The sequence below is a fragment of the Lysinibacillus sp. FSL P4-0201 genome (assembly GCF_038593425.1).
GTDB classification, from domain to species: domain Bacteria; phylum Bacillota; class Bacilli; order Bacillales_A; family Planococcaceae; genus Lysinibacillus; species Lysinibacillus capsici.
The window spans coordinates 93,404-116,702 of the sequence record NZ_CP151995.1 but is presented as its reverse complement, the minus strand read 5'-3'; the positions used below and the strand labels follow the sequence as shown (position 1 = coordinate 116,702).

24 protein-coding genes and 3 tRNA genes are annotated in these 23,299 nt (G+C 37.5%); 4 read left to right on the top strand and 23 right to left on the bottom strand.

The window, feature by feature from the left end; translation table 11 throughout:
- Positions 1–19: 19 nt before the first annotated feature.
- Positions 20–2,413 carry a SpoIIE family protein phosphatase gene (locus MKY76_RS00550; RefSeq protein ID WP_004229149.1) on the bottom strand — a complete coding sequence of 798 codons (2,394 nt, stop codon included), beginning with the start codon at positions 2,411–2,413 and terminating at the stop codon, positions 20–22.
- 418 nt (positions 2,414–2,831) lie between these two features.
- Here MKY76_RS00550 and MKY76_RS00545 point away from each other — a divergent pair.
- The 4 genes from MKY76_RS00545 to MKY76_RS00530 all read left to right on the top strand — a co-directional run bounded on the left by MKY76_RS00545 (position 2,832) and on the right by MKY76_RS00530 (position 3,487).
- A tRNA-Gly gene (locus MKY76_RS00545) sits at positions 2,832–2,906 on the top strand.
- Between the two features lie 11 nt (positions 2,907–2,917).
- Positions 2,918–2,994, top strand: a tRNA-Met gene (locus MKY76_RS00540).
- 4 nt (positions 2,995–2,998) lie between these two features.
- A tRNA-Glu gene (locus tag MKY76_RS00535) sits at positions 2,999–3,070 on the top strand.
- A gap of 165 nt (positions 3,071–3,235) precedes the next feature.
- Positions 3,236–3,487, top strand: coding sequence for a hypothetical protein (locus tag MKY76_RS00530; protein WP_313870871.1), 252 nt, complete (start codon positions 3,236–3,238; stop codon positions 3,485–3,487).
- An 86-nt stretch (positions 3,488–3,573) separates the two neighbouring features.
- Here the strand turns inward: MKY76_RS00530 and MKY76_RS00525 are convergent, their stop codons facing one another.
- The 22 genes from MKY76_RS00525 to rnmV form a co-directional block, all read right to left on the bottom strand.
- Positions 3,574–4,011, bottom strand: coding sequence for a S1 domain-containing RNA-binding protein (locus MKY76_RS00525; RefSeq protein WP_048395331.1), 438 nt, complete (start codon positions 4,009–4,011; stop codon positions 3,574–3,576).
- A 134-nt stretch (positions 4,012–4,145) separates the two neighbouring features.
- Positions 4,146–4,550, bottom strand: a complete 405-nt coding sequence (locus MKY76_RS00520; protein WP_048395333.1) for a septum formation initiator family protein — start codon at positions 4,548–4,550, stop codon at positions 4,146–4,148.
- A 17-nt stretch (positions 4,551–4,567) separates the two neighbouring features.
- The gene (yabQ, locus tag MKY76_RS00515) at positions 4,568–5,059 is read right to left on the bottom strand and encodes a spore cortex biosynthesis protein YabQ (RefSeq protein WP_048395335.1); all 492 of its coding nucleotides are present in this window, start codon (positions 5,057–5,059) and stop codon (positions 4,568–4,570) included.
- Positions 5,056–5,355 carry a sporulation protein YabP gene (gene yabP / locus MKY76_RS00510; RefSeq protein ID WP_004229167.1) on the bottom strand — a complete coding sequence of 100 codons (300 nt, stop codon included), beginning with the start codon at positions 5,353–5,355 and terminating at the stop codon, positions 5,056–5,058. Before yabP ends, yabQ begins: the two co-directional genes overlap by 4 nt.
- 147 nt (positions 5,356–5,502) lie before the next feature.
- Entirely contained in the window at positions 5,503–5,793 is a 291-nt protein-coding gene (locus MKY76_RS00505; protein ID WP_048395337.1) for an RNA-binding S4 domain-containing protein, read from the bottom strand.
- A 4-nt stretch (positions 5,794–5,797) separates the two neighbouring features.
- Entirely contained in the window at positions 5,798–7,258 is a 1,461-nt protein-coding gene (gene mazG, locus MKY76_RS00500) for a nucleoside triphosphate pyrophosphohydrolase (protein ID WP_054548592.1), read from the bottom strand.
- A gap of 8 nt (positions 7,259–7,266) precedes the next feature.
- Entirely contained in the window at positions 7,267–8,889 is a 1,623-nt protein-coding gene (locus MKY76_RS00495) for a polysaccharide biosynthesis protein (RefSeq protein WP_257962295.1), read from the bottom strand.
- 158 nt (positions 8,890–9,047) lie between these two features.
- Positions 9,048–9,584, bottom strand: coding sequence for a stage V sporulation protein T (gene spoVT / locus MKY76_RS00490; RefSeq protein ID WP_004229174.1), 537 nt, complete (start codon positions 9,582–9,584; stop codon positions 9,048–9,050).
- Positions 9,585–9,898: 314 nt separating this feature from the next.
- A complete protein-coding gene (mfd, locus tag MKY76_RS00485; protein ID WP_342557249.1) occupies positions 9,899–13,411 on the bottom strand; it encodes a transcription-repair coupling factor in 3,513 nt (1,170 codons plus the stop codon).
- A gap of 140 nt (positions 13,412–13,551) precedes the next feature.
- Positions 13,552–13,779, bottom strand: a complete 228-nt coding sequence (locus MKY76_RS00480; protein WP_016993788.1) for an anti-sigma-F factor Fin — start codon at positions 13,777–13,779, stop codon at positions 13,552–13,554.
- 241 nt (positions 13,780–14,020) lie between these two features.
- On the bottom strand, positions 14,021–14,587 hold the full coding sequence (pth, locus tag MKY76_RS00475) for an aminoacyl-tRNA hydrolase (protein WP_016993791.1): 567 nt from the start codon (positions 14,585–14,587) through the stop codon (positions 14,021–14,023).
- 146 nt (positions 14,588–14,733) lie between these two features.
- Positions 14,734–15,330: a 50S ribosomal protein L25/general stress protein Ctc gene (locus MKY76_RS00470; protein WP_066038161.1), complete on the bottom strand. Its 597-nt coding sequence runs from the start codon at positions 15,328–15,330 to the stop codon at positions 14,734–14,736.
- 253 nt (positions 15,331–15,583) lie between these two features.
- On the bottom strand, positions 15,584–16,543 hold the full coding sequence (locus tag MKY76_RS00465; RefSeq protein ID WP_004229183.1) for a ribose-phosphate diphosphokinase: 960 nt from the start codon (positions 16,541–16,543) through the stop codon (positions 15,584–15,586).
- Between the two features lie 24 nt (positions 16,544–16,567).
- The gene (glmU, locus tag MKY76_RS00460; protein WP_103117249.1) at positions 16,568–17,938 is read right to left on the bottom strand and encodes a bifunctional UDP-N-acetylglucosamine diphosphorylase/glucosamine-1-phosphate N-acetyltransferase GlmU; all 1,371 of its coding nucleotides are present in this window, start codon (positions 17,936–17,938) and stop codon (positions 16,568–16,570) included.
- A 261-nt stretch (positions 17,939–18,199) separates the two neighbouring features.
- Entirely contained in the window at positions 18,200–18,502 is a 303-nt protein-coding gene (spoVG, locus tag MKY76_RS00455) for a septation regulator SpoVG (protein WP_048395448.1), read from the bottom strand.
- A gap of 220 nt (positions 18,503–18,722) precedes the next feature.
- The gene (locus MKY76_RS00450) at positions 18,723–19,097 is read right to left on the bottom strand and encodes a RidA family protein (RefSeq protein WP_004229189.1); all 375 of its coding nucleotides are present in this window, start codon (positions 19,095–19,097) and stop codon (positions 18,723–18,725) included.
- Positions 19,094–19,927: a pur operon repressor gene (purR, locus tag MKY76_RS00445; protein WP_004229190.1), complete on the bottom strand. Its 834-nt coding sequence runs from the start codon at positions 19,925–19,927 to the stop codon at positions 19,094–19,096. Before purR ends, MKY76_RS00450 begins: the two co-directional genes overlap by 4 nt.
- A 56-nt stretch (positions 19,928–19,983) precedes the next feature.
- Positions 19,984–20,850 carry a 4-(cytidine 5'-diphospho)-2-C-methyl-D-erythritol kinase gene (gene ispE / locus MKY76_RS00440; RefSeq protein ID WP_048395447.1) on the bottom strand — a complete coding sequence of 289 codons (867 nt, stop codon included), beginning with the start codon at positions 20,848–20,850 and terminating at the stop codon, positions 19,984–19,986.
- A 220-nt stretch (positions 20,851–21,070) separates the two neighbouring features.
- Positions 21,071–21,250: a small, acid-soluble spore protein, alpha/beta type gene (locus MKY76_RS00435; protein ID WP_004229193.1), complete on the bottom strand. Its 180-nt coding sequence runs from the start codon at positions 21,248–21,250 to the stop codon at positions 21,071–21,073.
- 113 nt (positions 21,251–21,363) lie between these two features.
- Positions 21,364–21,624: a Veg family protein gene (locus tag MKY76_RS00430; protein WP_004229199.1), complete on the bottom strand. Its 261-nt coding sequence runs from the start codon at positions 21,622–21,624 to the stop codon at positions 21,364–21,366.
- Between the two features lie 157 nt (positions 21,625–21,781).
- Positions 21,782–22,663, bottom strand: coding sequence for a 16S rRNA (adenine(1518)-N(6)/adenine(1519)-N(6))-dimethyltransferase RsmA (gene rsmA / locus MKY76_RS00425; RefSeq protein WP_048395444.1), 882 nt, complete (start codon positions 22,661–22,663; stop codon positions 21,782–21,784).
- Positions 22,656–23,222 (bottom strand): ribonuclease M5, encoded by a 567-nt coding sequence (gene rnmV, locus MKY76_RS00420; protein ID WP_257962298.1) that lies wholly within the window; start codon positions 23,220–23,222, stop codon positions 22,656–22,658. The genes rsmA and rnmV overlap by 8 nt, the downstream gene beginning before the upstream one ends.
- Positions 23,223–23,299 lie beyond the last annotated feature (77 nt).

Below are 23,299 nucleotides of genomic sequence, written 5' to 3'. Positions count from 1 at the left end.
TCCCCTTTTCGTTGTTAGTTTAAGATGATTTACTCATTGAATACTGAGCTGGTCTAAAGACAGCCCATGTCGGTACAACATGTGTCACCTCTAACATTAATACTGTACAATCATCCTCTATTTCAAAATATCCTTGGAATGATTGCATAATGGTTGTTAGCTTTTCTTGAATCGTTTTATTTGTACTTGCTACCTGCTGTGCGAAAGCTAAAAATGTTTCCTCCTGTTCATCCCAATCAGCTACACTTGAGAACAGTCCATCTGAATGCATTAAAATAACATCACCTGCCTTCAGTTTTCTTTTTTCAGCTTCGACCGCTGAAATAGATAAGAATCCTACAGGTGCTGCATTACTTTCTACTTTCAGTACCTCTTTTCCACGCAAAATGTAGGTTGACATTCCACCCGCTTTCCACGACCACAAATCTCCGTGCTGTAAATCGACAAGTGCAAAATCAAGGGTTGCATACATATCATCTTGCTGCTTTAATGCCATGACATAATGGAGCGTATGCATCGCAGTTTCGGGATTCATATTGTAATTTAGACACTCTCTCATTAAATGAATCAATTTTCTACTTTCATGTTGTGCTTCTTTACTTTGCCCCATACCATCAGACAGCAATATCGCAAATAATCCTGGATGCAATTGGAAAAGGGCATGAGAATCACCGGAATATAGTGTTGCATCTTTAGACATGCTATATATATCATACTCTACTTCAAAGCTAATAGCTGATCTAAAGCAAATTTGAACATGACGAAATGGTATTTCGCAGGCTACTACTTTTTCAATTTCAAAAGGTTCATCAAAAATTTCATAAAGAATCGGCAAAATCATACGTTCAGCTAATGTCGTATCTTTCTCCCAATTGACACGTGCTGGTGCTAAGGCACAAACAATCTTTCTTGCCCCAGGCTTATTACTTAAGACATCAAGTTGAAAACATTCAATATTGGCTTCCTTTAAGCGCTCAACAATGTCCTTCTCAACACTTACAAAAGAAATTGTATCTTCCTTCATCTCAGCAATTAACTGATTTAAATGATTGCTCATATCTCGCAGTTGAAGGGCAATCATTTTTTTACCATGGAAATATTGCCCGTTAATTCGTTCTCTATAAAGTTCTGTATCTAATTCCTCAAAGATTTTCGTGGATTTCACACATTTATAGCGTATTTGTTCTTCAACACGATGAATAGCTGATTCCTTGCCTACTCCTTTCATATGAAACCAATCTGTCATCAGCTTGTCCATACCATTATTTTGCGCACCCCAGCAATGATCATAACGGAAACAACTTAAACAAGTATTCATTGGTGCGACTTCCTTTGCCGCTTCAACTGGTGCTGTCATAAAGCGATCAAACACAAGTTCCTTCATGAATTGCACAAAATGCTGAAAGTGCTCTAATTTATACGTTACATGTTCTGTTAACCAATTCTGTCGGGCTAGTAAAACCTCTTCTCGTTGTGGAAAGAGCTTGTCCCTTACCCTATCTGAATATTTCTTTGGAATGGTTAGAAATAAAATACTACCAATGGCAATTGAGGTGAAATAAACACTATCCAAGGGCAATGTGGCGTCATAAAATAAAAAAAATACACTAGGTAAAATACTACCAATAGCAACGCCAAATCTACCACCTTTCGCTCCCATACCCGCACATAATCCAGTTAAGGTAGCCACCGAAAGCATACCGGTAAACGAAAGCTTGGCCACACCTATAAGCGTTCCTAGCACTGCTCCAATGACAGTTGCTAAGGGCACACTTCCAACCAATGCGCCAAAACAGATAAAGAGCTGCAGTAAAAAAATAGGGAGTGAAAAATAGCTTATTACAACTGTTTGCATTCCAGTAAGCATGGCTGCAAAGACGACTAATCCTGAACCTAGCTTTTCATATGTCCAATGCGTCGTAAACCATTCATACGAATTAACAAATAATACTTGCATAAACAATGTCATAATAAGAGCTAAAGCTGCTTCACAGCCCACATAAAATTGTACAAGCACTGGTGGTAAGCCTTGATACATCACCCCTTGCCACATTATTTGTACTAGTAATACAGCTAAAGACACCGCAATACTTTGGGGCAGTTGCCAGTAACGAAAACGCATAATACATTCATACAGGATAATTTGTAAAGCGAGAATTAGGACTTGTCCAAAGCCTAGGAAAAAGCAACCCGCTAAACTCCCAAATAATACGAATTTAGCATACTCCCTATATTTTGTTCGAATAATGGCCCAAAAAGGAACTGAGAACGGTACAGCCGCTTCAAATACAACAGATTGAGCCAAGAAAAAGGCGGTTAAAAAAAAGAGAGAGCCTATTAGGATCTGCTTCTTTTTCAAACCTATTTTTTGGTCATCTACATTCGTTGTATTATACCATTCAATACTTGTCATTTAACTATCCCCTTTCCGCACTTTTGGTTATTATAAAAAATTATGTGTGGAAAGATTGTCTGACGTTGACAGAAAAAAATATAAATATTTCGACTAATAGCTATTCATAAATACGAGAATTGGCAACAATTTCTATAGTAAAAGGCTTTTGATCAATAGAAATATTAGAAAATTCAATTATTTAATCAATATAATAATTATTTACTATTCATCTTAAAGCCTAATTTGAAGGGATTTTATGTACTATTAATGGTTTGATTCAACTCTTCTCTAGGATATATTTCTACGTAAGAACAAAAAATCCGCTAAAATATTCTTCTATAGTTAAATGTCCTGAAATATCTTTAAATATTTTTTCAAACCTACTTGACACTAGCACGATTGGCTTGTATTATTTAACTTGTTGCTTAAACGACATGCGGAAGTAGTTCAGTGGTAGAACACCACCTTGCCAAGGTGGGGGTCGCGAGTTCGAACCTCGTCTTCCGCTCCATTTCTAAATTTGGCGGCCTAGCTCAGCTGGCTAGAGCGTACGGTTCATACCCGTAAGGTCGGGGGTTCGATCCCCTCGGCCGCCACCATATAGGCCCGTTGGTCAAGTGGTTAAGACACCGCCCTTTCACGGCGGTAACACGGGTTCGAATCCCGTACGGGTCATCTCAAATAGGTATCTCAGAACTAGATTCTGAGATACCTATTTTTAATTTATCCATCTATCTACTTCTTTGCAAATTCTATCCGTCCGCTTAAGTAAAGCTATGTGACAGAATATAAAAGTATGGCATACTAGTAAAAACAACGTTTTTAGGAGGTTTAATTCCCTTGAGTGCATTAACAAAAGCTGCTTTAATTTGTGGAAGTGGCTCAATGATTATTCTTATTTCAATTCTAATAAACTTACCGTTTTTTGTTCAAATAATCTTATTGCTTGGTGGACTAGCTGTGAGTGTATATGGTGTTTCTTTACTTGTCAAAATGGTTATCCATCCTGTGAAGAAAGAATCCATTGGTCTTACCGATAATAAAACGATAACACCCACAAAAAAGAAAAAGAGACCTTCTTCTACTTTATAGGTATATTAAAAAAGGGAGTAGCTTTTTTAAAAGCCACTCCCAACTCTATTTCATACACTTTTTCTACGATTAAAACAGTCAGCAAACTACCCTCTTCTAGCTCCGCGACCTCCGCGTTTTGATTCTGTAGCACGTTTAAGTGTTGCTAGACGTTCATCACTATCTTTTAAGAAGCGTGCCATTTTTTGCTCAAAATTTTCTTTTGGCTGGTGGCGTTCGTTGCGATCATTGGAACGATTATCACGACGTGGACGTGCTGGACGCTCTGGTCGCTCTGGTCTTTCAGCTTGAGGCTTTGCTTTACGGATTGAAAGACCAATCTTTCCGTCCGCTTCAACATTCATCACTTTTACTTCAACTTCATCTCCAACTTTTAGATGCTCATTGATATCTTTTACATAATTGTCAGCAACTTCACTAATGTGAACTAAGCCTGTTTTGCCATCTGGCAGCTCAACGAATGCTCCAAAATTTGTGATTCCTGTTACTTTACCTTGTACCTTGCTGCCTACTTCAATTGACATAAAAAAAATGCTCCTCCTTAAAAATTAAGCGACTCTTTTGAGCCATGTAATCAATTTAATCAAACTTTTTACTGCAATAAGCTTCTCTTTTCATTATATATAACAATAAAAGAGTGTCAACAATACATAGCTTTTCAGTCGTCTTTTTTATCTTCCTTATCTGGAATGATGAAAATAATCTCACCTTTTTCCGATAAATAGTACTCTTTTCTTAATAGCTTCGCGATATATTCATCATCCTGCAATTGTTTGATTTTAAGATTTAATGTATCTTGTTCTTCTTTCAATTCAGTGAGATGCCGATTCGCTTCTTCTTTGGATTTCTCTTTTGCTGCTAATGTTTCATTCTGATGTGACAGCACATTTAAGAGAAGAGCAATAATAATGACTGGTACAATCGCAAAAAAGACAATACGACGCATCTTACGTTTTCGAGCCTGTTGTTTGCGATTTATAGCTCTATCCGTGTTACGGACATAGTCATTATCAAGCTTAGTGAAGTTTTGGGATTCATCATTTGATGAATGACGTCTAGTCATGTCCGCACCTCCGATAATTATTGTTGCTTTTTATTATACTTCAAATATCGTAATTTTTTAAAAAAAGTGTAGGACAAATACGAATAAATTTTGACAAAAGGTCTTATAACAAACATAACAATATTTATTAATAATTGCAAAATTTGTCGAATAACCGTAATTATGAAACGCACAATGAACCAAAAGGGTCTCCATGTTATATTCACCAAAATTCTAGCAACGAAACGTAAAAAGGTTTGAAAAAATGATTGATACAAAAAAATTCCGGCTATTTGCGCTAGCGGGTCGTAAGCCCGCCAAGCGCCATCTTTTAGCCAAAATAATAAATAGTATGTCAACCCTCCAAGTAGAATCCAAGTTATTAACTCAACAACCATCATCCACTTTCGAAGGCTTGACCTTTTTGGAGTTGAAAAAACAATAAGCCTTATACTATCAATTATGAAACCAACTGCTATACCGCTCAAAACCATGACAATTAATTGATAAAATTGTTCACTGACAATCATCCAAATAACTTATGAAGGAAACCTTTCGAGAAGCCACTTTCCTCCTCGTCGTACTGTAAGGTTTTTACAGTTCCTTCAAGTGTCAATAATCCTTTGTCAACATCTAAATGAACGATATGCAGTTCCTCTCCACGGATTAACAAGTGCCCTTGGGACGTCTTAATGAAAAACTCTTCCTGATCAAAGCGTTCAATTGATTTTACAGAAGTCATGTCCATTCTTTTACGATTACGAATCGTTAAAATATGCTCTCCAGATGGAATTGTGTAACGATTACTTTCTTGATGTAGCGTCATTTTTTTCCTCCTTTAGTCGTCCTAGCTTCTGTTCACTTTATGCGGACAACCTTCAAAGCATGACAACTTTATTTAAGTTGTGTCATACTTTCACCTACAAAAAGAAAGGCAGGACAACAATAGGAGGGCTAGAAAATAAATTTAGCTTTAATCCTCATCATCAATAAATTCAGGCTCAATCTTTTCAAGTCGTTCTTCTTTCAAAATGGTAAACATTTTTGCTGCATCTTCTTTTTTCACAGTATCACGTATTTCTTCTACACGTGCCGTTACTATTTTTTGACCAAAACGGATAGCAAGCTCATCACCAGCTTTCACTGTACTACTTGCTTTTGCAATCTTTTCATTGATTGTAATACGTCCTTGATCAGCCACTTCTTTGGCTAAAGTACGGCGTTTTATTAAACGGGATACTTTTAAAAACTTATCTAATCTCATAATCTTACTCCTTTTCTAGTTGCTTTGCTTCATTCCAAAATGCATCTAATTGTTCTAATGTAAAATCGGAAAATGGTTTTCCACTAGCCTTTACCTGTTGCTCAACATAGCCGAAACGTCTTGCAAATTTCTCATTTGCATGTAGCATGGCTTCTTCTGGTGATAATTTATAGAAACGTGCTAAGTTTACTAATGTGAACAATACATCGCCAAATTCATCAAGACGGGACGCATTAGAGCCTTTCGTCACCTCATGGCGAAATTCCTGCCATTCCTCGGTAAATTTATCCCATGCTCCCTCCACATCTGGCCAATCAAAGCCCACTTTTGCAGCTCTTTTTTGATAATTGTAGGCTGTCTGTAATGCCGAAGATGCTCTATATTCTTCGTCTAATAAAGGTTTGTCGCTAGTTTCTTTTTCCTCAGCTTTAATAGCCTCCCAATTAGCCACAACATCATCTGCATCTTCTACTGCAACATCCCCAAAAACGTGCGGATGGCGGCGAATCATTTTTTTACTAATCGAAGCTAACACATCTTCAAGTGTAAAATAACCTTGATCTTCTCCAATTTGTGCATGCAAAAATACTTGTAACAACACATCACCAAGTTCCTCAATCATAGCAAAATCATCCTCAGCATCAACCGCAGCCAAGTATTCATGTGCTTCCTCAAGTAAATATTTTTTCAACGACTCATGTGTTTGCTTTTGATCCCAAGGACAGCCATTTGGACCTCTCAGCGTTGCAATGATTTGACGGAATGTTGTCCAATCTCTTAATGACTCCTCCTGTGATTTTACAGGTGGTACATAGACTGTTGTTAAATTATTTACTTCTACACTTTGATCGAGTTCATAGAGTGGCACTGTGACAATCTGTTCCTGGGAAGATCCAGCCGCTGTCACAACTGTCACAGGATACTCATCATCATATTTCTCCATCAACGTTAGCTTCACTTCTGATGCACTGAATGTATCGTATACTTGAGCGATCAAGATATGCTGACGCATGTTAATGTCATGCATTGAAAAACTAGTACCATCAAGTAATTGAAAGCCTTCAATTGGATCTATTTTTAACGCACCAAAAATGGGATCTAAGAAACTCTGACCACCCTCAATGACTAGCTCAATTTTCCCTTCATTTGCGGCTGCAATAAGTAATTGCACTGTTTGCTCTGCAACTAGTGGATGCCCTGGCACAGCATACATAACATCCTCAACAGCGGTAGCTTCTATAAGAGAATCAGCTATTTCTGCATACACAGGTTGAAATGTATCGTGTTTTTCATAAACGTCGTCAAAACTTTCAAATCCCACACCCTCTGCTGCTAATTCCTCTAAAACCGGATGATCCACTGTTCGTACATATAATTTTTTAGCAGCCTTTAATTTTTTATAAACACCCATTTGCAGCTGATTAAAGTCACCTGCACCTAAACCAATAATTGTTAATGTATTCAATATTACACCTACTTCCTTGAATTTAGCCAAAGTTGGTAAACAGCCATTCTACGTCCAAACGGCAGTAAATACCATTCTTTTTCTATTAGTACTCTTTTCTTTGCAATAATTGTTAGCATAACAAACGCCCCAATAGATACTGCTGTCAAACCCGCCACCATGGCTATCATACGTGAAGACATCAAATGGTTTAACAAGGACGATACTAGCTGTAACCATATAAGAACGACGATTGTCATACTGAAGGAGGCTATACCTACTTTTTTATAAAATGCGCCTGAAGCTAATTGAATGCCAGTCAATGTTTTTAAATAAATAATTAGCAAGGTTGCTGTTAATAATAATCCTATATCATTTGCGATGGCAGCTCCTAGTACACCTAATCCACCAATTAAACGTACATTTAATATAATTTTTATTAGAAAACCGATTATGAGAAATAAAGCTGGTTTTTTTAATTTTCCATAGCCTTGTAAGATTGCTGTAAATGTAAGGATAATCGACAAAGGGACAATTTGAAATACATAGACAATCAATACTTCCGATAAGGAATTGGTTTTAAAAAGCATTTCATTTAAATAAGGCATAACTAGCATTAAGCCTAGTGCAGCAGACCAGCCGAACAGGACGGATGCTTTGTATGTTAATTGTATGAATGGTACTGCACTACGTCCCGCTTGTTTTTTCGACAAATGGGCGACAAGTGGCACAATGGCCAACGACAATGAGGATGCAATGACAACACCTAGTTGAACTAACGGTTGTCCTCGATCATAAATACCCTTCGTTTCCTTTGCAATTGTAGGAGTCATGCCATTATCAATTAATGAAGAATAGATTGTAAATGAATCGACCAATTGATAGCCAAGTAGTAGTAGACCACTCATACTGACACTCAAGCTCAGCCAAGTGACCTCTTTAATGATAGGTAAACTTGGATTACGTTGTAGATGTTGTTTAACTTGCTGTAGACCAAATCGTTTATATGAGATATAAGCAAGTAATAGCAAGGCTGTAATTTCTCCAATTACTGTACCGATAACAGCCATTTTTCCTGCACCATAAAGAGATTTAGTCGTTGTCATAATAAGAAAGGTACCTGCTAATATGACAGTTACTCTCACTGCTTGTTCAAGTACTTGGGCATAAGCAATAGGCTCCATAATTGCTCTAGATTGAAAGCTACCTTTTAAAATAGCCAGCGCTGGCATAACCAATACTACTAAGGAGCCTGTACGAATAAGTGGTGCTAATTGAATATCTCCCATTAAATGGGCAATCTTTTCAGCACCTCCAAATAAAATGGCAAAAAACAGTAGTGATAATACCGTTAAATACCTGAAAACTACCTGTGTTATAGTGCGACGTCTTTCATCACGTTCTATTGTATCAACAATACAATCATTGTCTGCAAGCATTTTAGAAATGGCTATAGCAAAGCCACTAGATGTCCAAACAACGAAGATTGAAATAACTGGATATACCTGTTGATAGATATAAAAGCCTTCATCACCTACTAGATTTTGAAAAGGCACACGGTAAATGGCACTAAGAACTTTTACAATAAGGGCTGCTATCGTCAATAAGGCGGCACCCTTCATGTAGCTTTTCATACCAAAACGTTGCGACATAAATTGCCCTCTTTCCTTCTTAACAATGCCAATAGTATAGCATATCTCAAAAGTTTGACGTGCAAGGTGGCACTACTGTTCCTATAATGATTCATCCTTATGTACGCAAAAAAGTTATTGTTCAGCCTTAAAGGTCATCGCAATAACTTTTCCATGCATTAACTATTCATTTGTTTTGCTAAGAAGTTTGCAGCTGTTTCCACTACTTTGACTTCTACCTCACCAACAAAGTGTACTTTAGACAAGACGATAATACAGCCTATTGGGTCACCATTCACCATAATAGGTGTCGCACAATATGATTTTACTTGCTCATATTGTCCAGGGACAATTTCAATCGTTGTCTCCATTTTTTCTATTTTTGTGGAGCGTTCGTCCATAAAGCTTTCCGCAAAGGACGTAATGCGACGATTTATATATTCCTTTTTCCCTATCCCTGCAACAGCGATTACTTCATCACGGTCAGTGACAAATGCTGGTGTGCCCATCGTTTCATAAAGTGTTTCAACATATTCTCTTGCAAATTCCCCCAAATCATTGATGGGAGAATATTTCTTTAAAATGACTTCGCCTTCACGGTCCGTATAAATTTCAAGCGGGTCGCCTTCACGAATACGTAGCGTCCTACGAATTTCTTTTGGAATAACTACACGCCCTAAATCATCAATACGACGAACAATTCCTGTTGCCTTCATTCTAATGCCTCGCTTTCGCTACAATGAAATTTTAATTCAATGATAGTATGGTTTTTATTTGAGCAATCTATGCAAAAACTGAAGAAAAAGGATTTCACAACCATCAATCAATTTTTTTCAAAAAACGGTATTACATCAATCAACTCTTTATTAGATTACCCAAGGAATAAGTTTCTATAATTAATTCATAAAAAATATTGGAAAAAATCAATTATTCCTGTGAGCAAATATGTTAGAGATGATGATTACTGAAGCAACATGAAAAAGGCAAATCTTATCTTTTACGGTAAAAGATAAGATTTGCCTTTTAACTACTATTGCTGCTTTTTTGCTTTATCAATAATTTGCATTAGCTCTTCCAACATATCAAAGGGTTCATATTTCCCACTCTTGCGTTCATCTATTGTTAATTTTAACTGCATGCCATCCATACCAAAACCAACAGCACGCTCGAATTTCATCGATTCTTCAATAATCTTACTGCCATCGACACTTGCCGTCCCTTGTTCTGACAATAGTATTGTAATAAGTTTTTGCTTCTCCTTTACAGATACTACTCCCGCACCTAAGCCCCAAACTTTCATTCGTGCTATTCGAAGTAAACGCTCTGTTTCAATTGGAAGATCGCCAAATCGATCCTCTAATTCCTCCATGATTTCGTCATACTCCTCCACCTGATCCATGGCTTTAATTCGTTTATACATTTGGATCTTTTGATAACCATCTGGAATGTAAGCGTCTGGAATATAAGCATCAATACTCAGCAAAATTTCTATATCTGGCTTTTCTTCTTTTTTCACGCCCGTTTGACGTTCCGCGATGGCATCCTGAAGCATTTGTGAATATAAATCAAAGCCAACTGAATCAATAAAGCCATGTTGCTGCGCTCCAAGTAAGTTTCCTGCGCCCCGAATAGATAAATCTCGCATCGCAATTTTAAAGCCTGAGCCAAGCTCTGTAAATTCTTTAATTGCTTGTAAACGTTGCTCCGCTACATCTGTCAGAACTTTGTCGCGTTGGTACATAAAATATGCATAAGCTACTCTGTTAGAACGTCCAACGCGCCCGCGTAATTGGTAGAGCTGTGCTAAGCCCATGCGATCAGCATCATGGACTATTAATGTATTTACATTCGGTATATCGACACCAGTCTCGATAATCGTTGTTGTAACAAGCACATCATAATCGCCCTCTAAAAAGGCTAAAATTACGGATTCTAGCTCTGACTCAGTCATTTTTCCATGAGCAAAGCCTATCCGTGCTTCAGGGACCAGCACTTGAATCTCCTCAACCCTTCGAGCCATATCCTCTACCCGATTATATAAATAAAATACTTGTCCGCCACGTGCCATTTCCCTCTCAATAGCTTCTCGTACTAATGCCCCGCTGTGCTCCATCACATATGTTTGAACTGGGAAACGATTAGCAGGAGGCGTCTCAATAACAGATAAATCTCGGACCCCTACCATGGACATATGAAGTGTCCTTGGGATAGGTGTAGCTGTTAAAGTTAAGACATCGACATTTGTCTTTAACTGCTTAATTTTTTCCTTATGCGTCACACCAAAGCGTTGTTCTTCATCCACAATTAGCAGACCAAGGTCTTGGAAAATTAAATCTTTAGATAAAATACGGTGTGTTCCAATAACTATATCGACTCGGCCCTCTTTTAAGCCCTTTAATGTAGCTGTTTGCTCCTTTTTCGTCCGGAAGCGAGATAACAATCCAACATTAATGGCAAAGTCCTGAAAGCGCTCACGAATAGTCTCATAATGTTGCTGAGCTAGAATAGTTGTAGGGACAAGGAATGCCACTTGCTTTCCATCTTGAATAGCCTTAAATGCGGCACGAATGGCTACCTCTGTTTTACCATAGCCTACATCACCACAGACTAAGCGGTCCATAGGGCGTTCACGTTCCATATCTCGTTTTACTTCAACAATTGAACGTAGTTGATCTTCTGTTTCTTCATAGGGGAACATCGCTTCAAAATTACGCTGGTCATCGTTATCAGGTGTAAAAGCATGCCCTTTCTCTGCTTCACGCTTTGCATACAGCTTTATTAAATCATCCGCAATATCCTGTACAGCAGAGGATACCTTCGCTTTCGCCTTTTTCCACTCTGCTCCACCTAATTTATGTAGCTTTGGTTCTCGATCCTCTGACGCCACATATTTTTGGATTAAGTCTATTTGCTCTACGGGTACATATAATTTATCGTCTGCACGATATCGAATATGCAGGTAATCCTTATGTGTACCATTAACCTCTAATGTCTCTACACCAATATATTTACCAATCCCATGATGAACATGTACAACATAATCACCTGGCTTAATTTCCGTATAACTTTTAATACGTTCAGCATTGGTCATTTTTTGTGTGCGTGCTTTTTTCTTTGCCTGCTGTTTAAAGAGCTCGTCTTCTGTTACAATCGCTAAACGCTGCAGAGGCAATTCAAAGCCACTCGACAAGCCACCATCTACAATATAAATACCAGGTTCTGTTGGCTCACCTATCGCTGTATGAATATCGTATTCTTCAAGCATTTGCTGAACTCTTTTCACTCGTTCTTTATCCCTTGCTATGATGAGAACTGTAAATTTGCCAAGTAACCAGCGTTCAACCTCACTTTGAAGCAAGGACATTTGTCCATGAAATTGCTGCATTGGCTTGCAAGAAAAGTTGGTTGTTTTAGTAAACGTAATCCCTGCAAATGTTCGCGAAAATAATGAAAATGAAAGCTTTTGTTGTGACAACATCGCCAATATTTCTTTTAATGAGAAGGCAGGTTTGACATCATGAACCATTTTTCCCTCTTCGATTAAAGATAAAAACCATTCATCCTCTTCACGTTCCCATGCATCCATTACCTCTTGAATACGTCCAAGTTCGTCAAAAAGCACAATACCATCATGTTCAAAGTAATCTCCCAAAAAGGCTGTTTTATCGTATAATAATGAGCCATATTTGTTTACATAATCAGGTAAATTTCCTTGCTGTAGCAACTCAATATCATATTGAATATGCTGATACAGAAGTTCTTTCGTCTCCTGCTTTTTCACCTTCTTTAGGCTGGCTGCTAATGCCACTTCTAAACGGTCTGCTAATGCCTGTCTTTCTGATTTCGTAAGAATGACCTCAGAAGCAGGAAGAATACGAATTTTTTGTAATTTATCAATAGAACGTTGGTCATCTGCTGAAAATGTTCGTATGGAATCAACCTCTGTATCAAATAATTCAATACGAATTGGTGATTCTAAATAAGGTGGATAAATATCTAAAATTCCCCCACGTAATGCGAACTCTCCAGGTGATGTCACCATTGAATTCCGTACATAGCCCATCTCAACTAACGTTTGCAACCATTTATCAATTTCAACATCTTCGCCTAATGCGGTTTGTAAAAAATAATGTAGCCAGTGTTCTTTTGGTTGCATTATTTTACGTAGACCAGCCACAGGTATTACATATACGGCTTTCTCCCCTCTAGCTAAGCAATCGAGCGTCGCGATTCGCTCCGCGCGAAGTTCTGGTGAAGCCACAGAAAGATCAGCTGCAATAAATTCATCCGCAGGGTAATAGTGAACATGTTCCTCGCCTAATAGTCCAGCAAGCTCATCCACCATTTTTTGTGCCTGCAATAGATTAGGAGAGATAATGTAGATTGGCTTCTTTACATATTCAAATAACACATCAACCATTACTGGGCGTGCGCTTCCTGTTAAACCTGTTATAAGCTGTGATGCAGTTTGACCGCTCTGAATTTCCTTTAAAAATGATGTAATATGTTTATCTTGCGACACAAGCTGTCGTAAAACCTCCACAGTCAAAAGCTCCTTTCAGCATAAATTCTATATTTTTATTTCTATTATTCTAGTGTTATTTTACATATCTCTATTAATGGCTGTTTTATGAAATGGAAAAAGCCTTGAACACACATAAGTGTATCAAAGCATCCTTCCAATTATTGAATCCATTTATTGAGTGCGTGATAATCTGGATATTGTCTCAGCGAATCCTCACATTGCTCACAAATGCAGTGCACAGTCGTTTGACCATGTTGATCTTTCTCAACATAATCATCCGCTTCTCCCAATTCGAAAATATGCAGCTTTCGAATTGTATCATCTGCATCAAATGGTAGTGTCCCTATTTCTACTTCACAATGCCGACATCGATAGCGAACTGACATCTCCAAATCATCCTCCTTTAAGCAACTTTCTACTTAAAGTATAGACATTTATAAAAAGGATTATGCACTTTTCACTGTCATCCTCATTGCAATAACTTGAAAATTAGAGAATTAATTTTTACCTGTAGCTAAGACTATTCACTACAAATATTAGCTGTAATAATAGTGTAAGGCAGTTCATTACTCACCTTACACCATGCCAATTATCCAAAAACTTTAACAGAAATTTTATTACTTCCATCTATTTGCTTGCGTTAAAGTGATTCATCACATCAAGAAACGGCTTTGAAAGAGATGCTTCAACAGCGTTTACAGAATTTACAATGGCGTCTTGCATAAGAACTTGGTCTTCCTTCGAAAATTTAGCTAAGACATAGTCTGCTACCTTCATGCCCGCTGGCGGGCGATTAATGCCCACTCGAATACGATTAAATTCCTGAGTGCCTAAATGTTGAATTAATGATTTAATGCCGTTATGACCACCTGCACTCCCTTTTTGTCGCAGACGTAATTTACCTGTCTCTAAATCCAAGTCATCATAAATGACAATTAAATCTTCTACCTCTATGTCAAAATAGTCCATTAGAGGACCAACACATTCCCCTGATAAATTCATATATGTTAATGGTTTAACAAGTAGAACCTTTCCTTCTGGTCGATGTACAGTTGTGTACATCCCGTTAAATTTTGAATTTGTTAAAGGTGTTCCCCATTTTTCTGCTAACGCATCAATAACATCAAAGCCAATATTATGTCTTGTATGCTCATAAGGTTTACCTGGGTTTCCTAAACCAACGATAATTTTCATAAGTACCTCTCTTCTTTCAAATCTAATAGTCATTATTTTACCATATAGCATGCCTAGAAAGCATTTTGTACAATTGTTAAAAGGCATAAAAAATAAGGCTAACAAGAAAGCTATAGCCTTCTTATTAGCCTTAAGCGTATTTACTTTTATACTGACTCTTGCCCTTCTTCATTTTCTGTAGTCTCTTCCTCTACAGAAACAGGCGCCACAATGGTTACTAACATATAATCATCTTCACTAATAATTTCAACAGGTGTAGCATCGCGAATATCTGCTACTGTTAGGGATTCCCCAATTTTCAACGATGAAATGTCCACATCAATTGATTCGGGTAACTCTGTTGGCTTTACTTTAACTTTTAATTCTAAGTTAGGCTGCATTAAAATACCGCCCTCACTCACACCAACTGACTGTCCAAGTAATTTAATCGGGACATCAGCTTCTAGCTCTTCCGCCATATTAATGGCTAAAAAGTCAATATGATTTACTTCATCTTTCAATGAACATTGCTGAATCTCTGACACAACAGCATTCACCTTTTTCCCCTCTAACTCTAGCGAAAACACACTATTTTGCCCATTTTTTTGAATGGACTTTTTAAAATCTTTTGCAGCAATAGAAATTGGGGTTGAATCTACTTTGTAGCCGTAAATAACTGCAGGAATGGCTCCCCCTTTTCTAAGTTGGGTTAATGTTGAACGATGCCCAGTTTCGCGCTTTGTAACACTTAATACTGTACTCATACTTCTTTATTCCCCTTCCAAGAAAATTATTTACGCCTCAACAATAATTCGTTGTAGGCTATGATAATACTTAGCTCTATTTGTTTAAGGTAGAGTAAATATTATTAAGACACATTATTATTATACCCCTTTGTGAGAAGGCTCACACATAAAACACTCATCTATTTCTTCGTCTTGATGAAATAGTGTCCAATTTATATAGAAAAGACCAATCTACTCAAAGAGTAGATTGGTCTTATACTTACAATATTTATTAATCAAATAGAGTACTTACAGATTTATTTTCATAAACGCGAGAGATAGCATCCGCCATTAATTTAGCTACAGAAAGCTCTGTAATTTTTGGAGATTTTTTCTCGTCTGAAAGCTGAATTGTATTTGTCACCACTAATTCTTTAATAGCAGAGTTTTCAATACGTTCAATTGCTGGACCAGATAATACAGGGTGTGAACAGCAAGCGTAAACTTCTTTTGCACCAGCAGCACGTAACGCATCTGCCCCAATTGTAATTGTACCTGCTGTATCAATAATATCATCAATCAAGATTGCCACTTTACCATCAACATTACCAACAATGTTCATCACTTCCGCAACGTTTGGTTTCGGACGACGTTTGTCAATAATTGCAATCGGTGCTTTTAATCGTTCAGCCATTTTACGAGCACGTGTTACCCCACCATGATCTGGTGAAACAATAACGATCTCATCTCCTGGAATACCTTTAGATTTGAAGTAATCAGATAGTAATGGTACTGCCATTAAGTGGTCGATTAGGATATCGAAGAAACCTTGGATTTGAGGTGCGTGTAAATCTAATACGATAACACGTGTTGCACCAGCAGTTTCAAGTAGGTTTGCCACTAATTTAGCTGTAATTGGCTCGCGCGCTTTTGCTTTACGATCTTGGCGTGCATAACCATAATAAGGCATTACAACGTTTACTGTACGAGCAGATGCACGTTTAACTGCATCTACCATAATTAAAAGCTCCATTAAATGTTCGTTTACAGGTGCAGAAGTAGACTGCACGATAAACACATCACAACCTCGAATACTTTCTTCAATGCTAATTTGAATCTCTCCATCACTGAAGTGCTTAACAGAAGATTTACCTAATTCTACGCCCATTTCCTGCGCAATTTCTTGAGCTAATGGATTATTAGAGTTAAGTGAAAATATTTTTAATTGTGAGTTTGCATAATGATACGGCATGATGGCCTCCTGTTTAGTTGATAATTATTTTGAATTTAATTTGCTTACATAATTCGGTTTGTTTTCTTGTCTTGCACGAGCTATGGCAAGTGCATCTTCAGGAACTTCTTTTGTAATTGTAGAACCTGCTGCAATAAATGAACCTTTTCCAACTTTCACTGGCGCTACTAAGTTAGTATTACATCCTACAAATACATCATCTTCAATAATTGTTTTGAACTTGTTTTTTCCATCATAGTTTACTGTAATGGAACCACAACCAATATTGACGTTACTACCGATCTCAGCATCGCCAATATAACTTAAATGTGAAACTTTCGAGCCGTTATCTAGCTTGCTTTTCTTCACTTCTACAAAGTTACCAATTTTGACATGACTACCGATGTCTGAAAGTGGTCGAATATGAGCAAATGGCCCAATAGCAGTATCCTCTGCAATAGCGCTTTCACGGACAACTGAAGAATGTATAGTTGTACGATCACCAACGCGGCTATCTATGATTTGAGTGTTTGGCCCGATAATGCAATCTTCACCGATCACAGTAGCACCTTCAATCATTGAGCCAGGTTGAATCACCGTATCACGCCCAATAACTGCATCTGCACTAATATGCGTTGTTTCAGGATGGATAATTGTTACACCATTCCGCATATGCTTCTCGTTGATTCTTGTACGCATTAATGTCTCGGCTTGTGATAAAGCCACGCGATCGTTAACACCTAGTGTTTCTTCAAAATCATCAGTGACATATGCTTCAACAATATCACCTTGCTTTTGTAAAATTTCAATGACATCTGGTAAATAGTATTCACCTTGAGCATTATCATTTTTCACAAGCTTCAATGTTTCAAATAATAATTTGTTATCAAAGCAATATGTGCCTGTGTTTATTTCTTTTACTAATTGCTGCTCTGCTGAAGCATCCTTTTGTTCAACAATTTGCTCCACCTGTCCGTTACTGCCACGTAATATACGGCCATAGCCAGTTGGATTTTCAGCAATTGCAGTTAAAATAGTTGCTTTAGCATTCTTTGCTTGATGATGTTCGAATAGAGCTTGCATCGTTTCAGGACGAATTAGTGGTGTATCTCCACATACAACTAATGTTGTACCTTCTTCATTACCTAAAATGGCCTCTGCTTGTTGCACAGCGTGCGCTGTACCTAGTTGTTCAGCCTGCAGCACATACTCACTTTTATCACCAAGCTGTTGTTGCACTTTTTCAGCACCATGTCCGACAACCGTTACAATGCGATTCACATCTAACGTCTGAATATGATCCACCACATGTTGTACCATTGGTTTCCCACATACTGGATGGAGCACTTTATATAATTTGGACTTCATACGTGTACCTTGACCTGCAGCCAAAATGACAGCAAAAATATTGCTCATCTGTAAGTCCTCCAATACGCTCATTTTCTCTTATGACTATATAGCAAAATTCATCTATTTTCAAGGCATGTAGAGTTGACAAAAACATGAATTCCTAAATCCAATGCACCTTATGCTCGAATGTCATGAAGTATATCCTGAAATTGCTCATATTATCTTTTTATCAAAATAAAAAGAACCCTTCCAACTAGAAGAGTTCTTCCTATCTTTTTTACCGTAAGTTTGTAACATATCCTTAAAAAGTAAGTTATTTACTATTTATTACACACCGATTCCCTCTAATTCTTCTTCTTTACCAGCTTCCTCTATTTCACTAGAGTTATGATACTCGTTTAAAATGATCTCCTGAATTTTATTTCGAGTATCAGAATTAATTGGATGAGCAATATCTCTAAATTCCCCATCTGGTGTTCGTTTACTAGGCATAGCTACAAATAAACCAGTATTTCCATCAATGACACGAATATCGTGAACAACAAACTCATTATCAAGTGTAATGGAAGCAATCGCACGCATGCGACCATCCGTCTGTACCCGACGTAATCTCACATCAGTAACTTCCATTTTCTCACCACCTCTCTTCTTGGATGCCTAAATGAAAATATTATATTCTCAATTACCGAATATTTTCCTTTTCATAGTCTATCAAATTTTCTAAAAAATTTGAATACTTATTAGAATAATATTTTTTCTTATATACGTAATTTTTGACAATTGTTTGTCGGCGTAAAAAAACCCACTAAAAAGAATAAAGATTCTCTTTAGTGAGCTTAATAAGTTTTATTTATTTTACGATTGCGATTACTTCGATTTCTACTTTTACATCTTTCGGAAGACGGGCTACCTCTACAGCTGAACGAGCTGGTTTATGATCACCGAAATGATTTGCATAAACTTCATTCATCGCTACAAAGTCATTCATATCTTTCATAAAGACCGTTGTTTTTACAACATTATCTAAAGAAGTTCCAGCTTCCGCTAAAACAGCTTTTAAATTAGCAAATACTTGATTTGTTTGTACAGTTATATCGCCTTCCACTAAATCACCTGTAGCTGTTAATGGAATTTGACCAGAGCTATAAAACATTCCGTTAACAATAATACCTTGTGAATATGGTCCGATTGCTGCTGGTGCATTTGTTGTTGCTACTACTTTCATTTGTCATGTCCCCTTTTAGAAAAATAGTTACCTTCACTTAATGCAATTGTTCGATCTTTTTCATTAACTTCATGAAGCTTTACAAGTGAATAATAATCATCTACTAATGTTTCGTCCGCATGCTCAGCCTCCACAAGCACTGCAATGCCTGCTAGCTGACAGTCAAACTCCTCTAAGAGATTTTTCATGCCATTCATAGTACCGCCGACCTTCATAAAGTCGTCAGTAATTAATACACGTTGTCCACTCTTCATGCTTCTTTTTGATAATACCATTGTCTGAATTCTTCTGGAAGAACCAGATACATAGTTAATGCTTACTGTAGAACCTTCTGTTACTTTACTATCTCTTCTCACAACAACCACTGGTACATTTAAATGTCTTGCAATGGCATGAGCGATGGATATCCCTTTAGTTGCTACTGTCATTATGACATCGATTTGTTGATCTGCAAAGGCCGAAGCAAAGACCTTTCCTACACGATTAATTAAATCTGGGTTTCCAAGCAAGTCCGTCATAAATAAGTAACCACCTGGTAACAATCGATCTGAATGTTCTAGCTCTGCTTTTAAATCTTGAATCACTAAACGTACTTCAGCCTCGGACATTTTCGGAATATACTTTACTCCTCCTGCAGCACCCGGCACTGTCATCAATAACCCGATTCCTTTTTCTTCGAATGTTTCTTTTACAATCGTTAAATCTTCACTAATGGATGACTTAGCAGATTGATATAGTTCTGAAAAATAAGTTAGCGGGATCAGCTGATGTGGATGTTCTAGTAAGTAGTACGTCATATCAACTAGTCGTTCACTACGCTTCCATTTCATGCGACCCTCTCCTAAACACGAATATTTATAGGTAAAATTAACACAAATTTGCGTTTCTAAGCAAGCGTATTTCGCTCACCCAAAATTCGTACTGCATAAACTTCCTCACAAAAACCACGTAAACCATTATAAATGCGACTTACACGAGCTTCACTATCCACTAGCCCAAATACAGTTGGACCGCTTCCACTCATTAGCGTGGCATCTGCCCCAAAGCGCTTCATTTGTTCCTTTAACATCACAACTTCTGGGTGTAGCTTAAATGTTACAGTTTCCAAAACATTTCCTAATGAAGAACATAATAGCTCATAATCTTTTGTCTCTATAGCTTGTATCATCTGCTGTGTATTGGGGTGTTGCAGTCCTTCAACCTTAAGACCCCCATAAACTTCTGCTGTCGACACACCAATTTTAGGCTTAGCTAGTACAACCCAACAATTAGGTGGAGCTGGTAATTCCTTTATTTTTTCGCCTCGTCCTGTAGCGAGTGCCGTGCCTCCGTAAACACAAAACGAAACATCCGAACCTATTTTAGCACCAAGTTCCGCTAATTCATCTATTGATAAACCTAAATCCCACAGTTCATTTAGCCCTTTTAATGTTGCAGCTGCATCACTACTACCTCCTGCGAGTCCTGCTGCTATAGGGATTTCCTTTTCAATCGTAATGGATACACCTTGTCTAATGCCATATGTATCTTTAATGAGACGCGCTGCCTGATAAGCAAAATTACGATGGTCATTTGGTACAAAATTATCTGTTGAAATTATTTGAATAACACCATCTTCTCGAGATTCAAGACTGATACGATCAGCTAAATCGACTGTTGTCATAACCATCTCCACTTCGTGAAAATTATCCGGTCTTTTATAAAGTACATCTAATGTTAAATTGATTTTTGCAGGCGCCTTTACATAAAGCATCTTTCTTCCTCCTTATAGCTACACGTATAAACAGTTCTTTTTTTCGCGCAAGATTATTCATTTTATTTTACCATATTGAGAATACGAAAATGGAAAAAAAGAACCGTTTACCCTATTCGGAGTAACGGCTCTCTCTCGTCAGTTGTATTTGTTGTGTCAGTAAGGATTTTCATCCCTGCTGAATGAAACTTTATAAGATGACTATTTTAGCAAAAACAGTCTACTTACGCTCTTGCTCACTACTTGCCCGTTCTGCCATTTCTATGGCGCGTTTGACCATATTACCAGCATCACGAGCTTTTATGCCGCCCCAGCCTTCCTTTTGCACAACATCATAAAATCCAAGTTCTTTTGCGATCTCTTCTTTTAAACGAGGTGACATGATACCTTTTCTAGGCATATAAACTCCTCCTTTAACAACTGACGAATTTAGTATGCCCGTGAAAACGCAAAACACTCATGTATTTTTAATATACATGAGTGTTTCTAAAATATAGAAATAAGTACTAGAAACTATTTTGCGACAGCAGCCTTTGCTTCGTCTAAAAATGTAATCTCTACTGCTTCAGTTAAAATATCTGTGTAGCTATACGATACGCGCTTGCACGTATTGTCTTCTTGATCGAGCTCGACTACAAAGATGGCGCGATATGTCTCACGTAGTATCCCTGCACACTCAACCGTTTTCTTGCGACCACCGTTTGCTTTTAATTGCAAACGTTTACCCAAATGACAATCCAACGACTTTTTAATGTCCGCTAAAGTTTTTGGCATTTTCGCTTACACCTCACTAATAACAAGTATAAGCTAATGGCCCAAAAATGTCAACAAAATATAATATTTTATCAGCCTCTTATAAATCTTGTCAACTTATTTTTTATAAAAAAATATATATTTTTTTACATATCCGAAAAATTGTTAACAAAAATTTTTACTTTGCAAATACAGGATGCAGTGCATCAGCTAATTTCCCAAACTCTTGAATTGAAAGTGTTTCTCCACGGCGAGTTGGCTCAATATTTGCTAACTCTAATGCCTGTAAAATTTGATCCTTTTGTGCCTTTCCATTAGGTAAACCAGATTGCAGGTTATTATAGATTGTTTTTCTTCGCTGTACGAATGAAGCACGCGTTACAACAAATAGAAAATCCTCATCTATTACTTTTACTGGTGGTTCCTCATGCTTAATAAGGCGAATTACTGCAGAGTCGACGTTAGGTTGCGGCATGAAAACGGTTTTTGGCACTGTCATCGCAATATCTGCTTTCACGTAATATTGTATTGCAATTGATAAAGAACCATATTCTTTCGTCCCTGGCTTAGCTGTTATACGGTCTGCTACCTCTTTCTGCATCATCACAACAAAACCACGGATCGGTAATCGGTCATTGAGTAATTTCAGTAAAATTGGAGTCGTTACATAATACGGTAAATTTGCTACAACCATAATATCATCAATACCTGGCATCTCATCTGCAATTACTTTCTCCACATCTGCCTTAAGTATGTCAGAGTGAATAATAGACACATTATTATATGGACTAAGTGTATCTTCTAGTACAGGTAATAAACGTTGGTCAATTTCAAAGGAAACTACCTTTTTAGCGCTTCTCGCCAAATGCTCAGTTAATGCCCCAATCCCAGGACCAACTTCAATTGCGCCACTATTCTCAGTTAAATTGGCGTGACTCACTATATTTCTTAAAATGTTCGGGTCAATTAAGAAGTTTTGACCTAAACTTTTTTTAAATGAAAAACCATACTTTTTTAATATTTCTTGTGTTCGAATTGGTGTAGCAATATCCTTATGCATCATTTTCCTCCTGATCTAACTGTGCGATAGCCGCACCAAATTGCTCCTCTGTAATCTGAAACATTTTCAATCTTTTATGAAGTTGTTTACCATTTGTAGCACCTATATTTAAAATTTCCCCTAGTCTATCACGACGCTGCTTTGATTGTGGATGTCCAATTAAACGAGCAGTCATTAAATCTTCCAGTGTAATTACCGCTTCGTTTAGCACCTCATGTATAGGGGTATAAACATGTTGTAATGCCTCACGTATATCCTCATCAGCAGCATGCTCAATCCCTAACCCTTTACCGTTTTTAGCAATCGTTTTCGCTTTTGGTAAAAAGGCATGCTTCACCCCTTTTACACGCTCCTCGATAATGGCGCGTATTCGACGTCCTGGATAGTCTGGATCAGTAAATACAATAACTCCACGTTTTTCTTGGGCGTGCTGAATTCGCTTTAACGTTTCTTCAGAAATTGCAGATCCATTCGTTTCTATAGTATCTGCTTGTACAGCACGTTTAATAGCTGTCGTATCATCTTTTCCTTCAACAACAATAATTTCTTTAATTTGCAAGAAGGCTCCTCTTTTCTATCTACCTTATCTTCTGACCATTTTACAACTGCTCTATACGATTTGTACAGGAATACAAG

Coding starts and splice junctions, on each gene's coding strand:
- MKY76_RS00550 (WP_004229149.1), bottom strand. CDS start 2,413: ATGACAAGTATTGAATGGTATAATACAACGAATGTAGATGACCAAAAA.
- MKY76_RS00525 (WP_048395331.1), bottom strand. CDS start 4,011: ATGTCAATTGAAGTAGGCAGCAAGGTACAAGGTAAAGTAACAGGAATC.
- MKY76_RS00520 (WP_048395333.1), bottom strand. CDS start 4,550: ATGACTAGACGTCATTCATCAAATGATGAATCCCAAAACTTCACTAAG.
- yabQ (WP_048395335.1), bottom strand. CDS start 5,059: ATGATTGTCAGTGAACAATTTTATCAATTAATTGTCATGGTTTTGAGC.
- yabP (WP_004229167.1), bottom strand. CDS start 5,355: ATGACGCTACATCAAGAAAGTAATCGTTACACAATTCCATCTGGAGAG.
- MKY76_RS00505 (WP_048395337.1), bottom strand. CDS start 5,793: ATGAGATTAGATAAGTTTTTAAAAGTATCCCGTTTAATAAAACGCCGT.
- MKY76_RS00495 (WP_257962295.1), bottom strand. CDS start 8,889: ATGTCGCAACGTTTTGGTATGAAAAGCTACATGAAGGGTGCCGCCTTA.
- spoVT (WP_004229174.1), bottom strand. CDS start 9,584: ATGAAGGCAACAGGAATTGTTCGTCGTATTGATGATTTAGGGCGTGTA.
- MKY76_RS00480 (WP_016993788.1), bottom strand. CDS start 13,779: ATGTCAGTTCGCTATCGATGTCGGCATTGTGAAGTAGAAATAGGGACA.
- pth (WP_016993791.1), bottom strand. CDS start 14,587: ATGAAAATTATCGTTGGTTTAGGAAACCCAGGTAAACCTTATGAGCAT.
- MKY76_RS00470 (WP_066038161.1), bottom strand. CDS start 15,330: ATGAGTACAGTATTAAGTGTTACAAAGCGCGAAACTGGGCATCGTTCA.
- MKY76_RS00465 (WP_004229183.1), bottom strand. CDS start 16,543: ATGCCGTATCATTATGCAAACTCACAATTAAAAATATTTTCACTTAAC.
- glmU (WP_103117249.1), bottom strand. CDS start 17,938: ATGAGCAATATTTTTGCTGTCATTTTGGCTGCAGGTCAAGGTACACGT.
- spoVG (WP_048395448.1), bottom strand. CDS start 18,502: ATGGAAGTTACTGATGTGAGATTACGTCGGGTACAGACGGATGGTCGC.
- MKY76_RS00450 (WP_004229189.1), bottom strand. CDS start 19,097: ATGAAAGTAGTAGCAACAACAAATGCACCAGCAGCAATCGGACCATAT.
- purR (WP_004229190.1), bottom strand. CDS start 19,927: ATGAAATGGAAGCGTAGTGAACGACTAGTTGATATGACGTACTACTTA.
- ispE (WP_048395447.1), bottom strand. CDS start 20,850: ATGCTTTATGTAAAGGCGCCTGCAAAAATCAATTTAACATTAGATGTA.
- MKY76_RS00435 (WP_004229193.1), bottom strand. CDS start 21,250: ATGCCTAGAAAAGGTATCATGTCACCTCGTTTAAAAGAAGAGATCGCA.
- MKY76_RS00430 (WP_004229199.1), bottom strand. CDS start 21,624: ATGCCAAAAACTTTAGCGGACATTAAAAAGTCGTTGGATTGTCATTTG.
- rsmA (WP_048395444.1), bottom strand. CDS start 22,663: ATGCATAAGGATATTGCTACACCAATTCGAACACAAGAAATATTAAAA.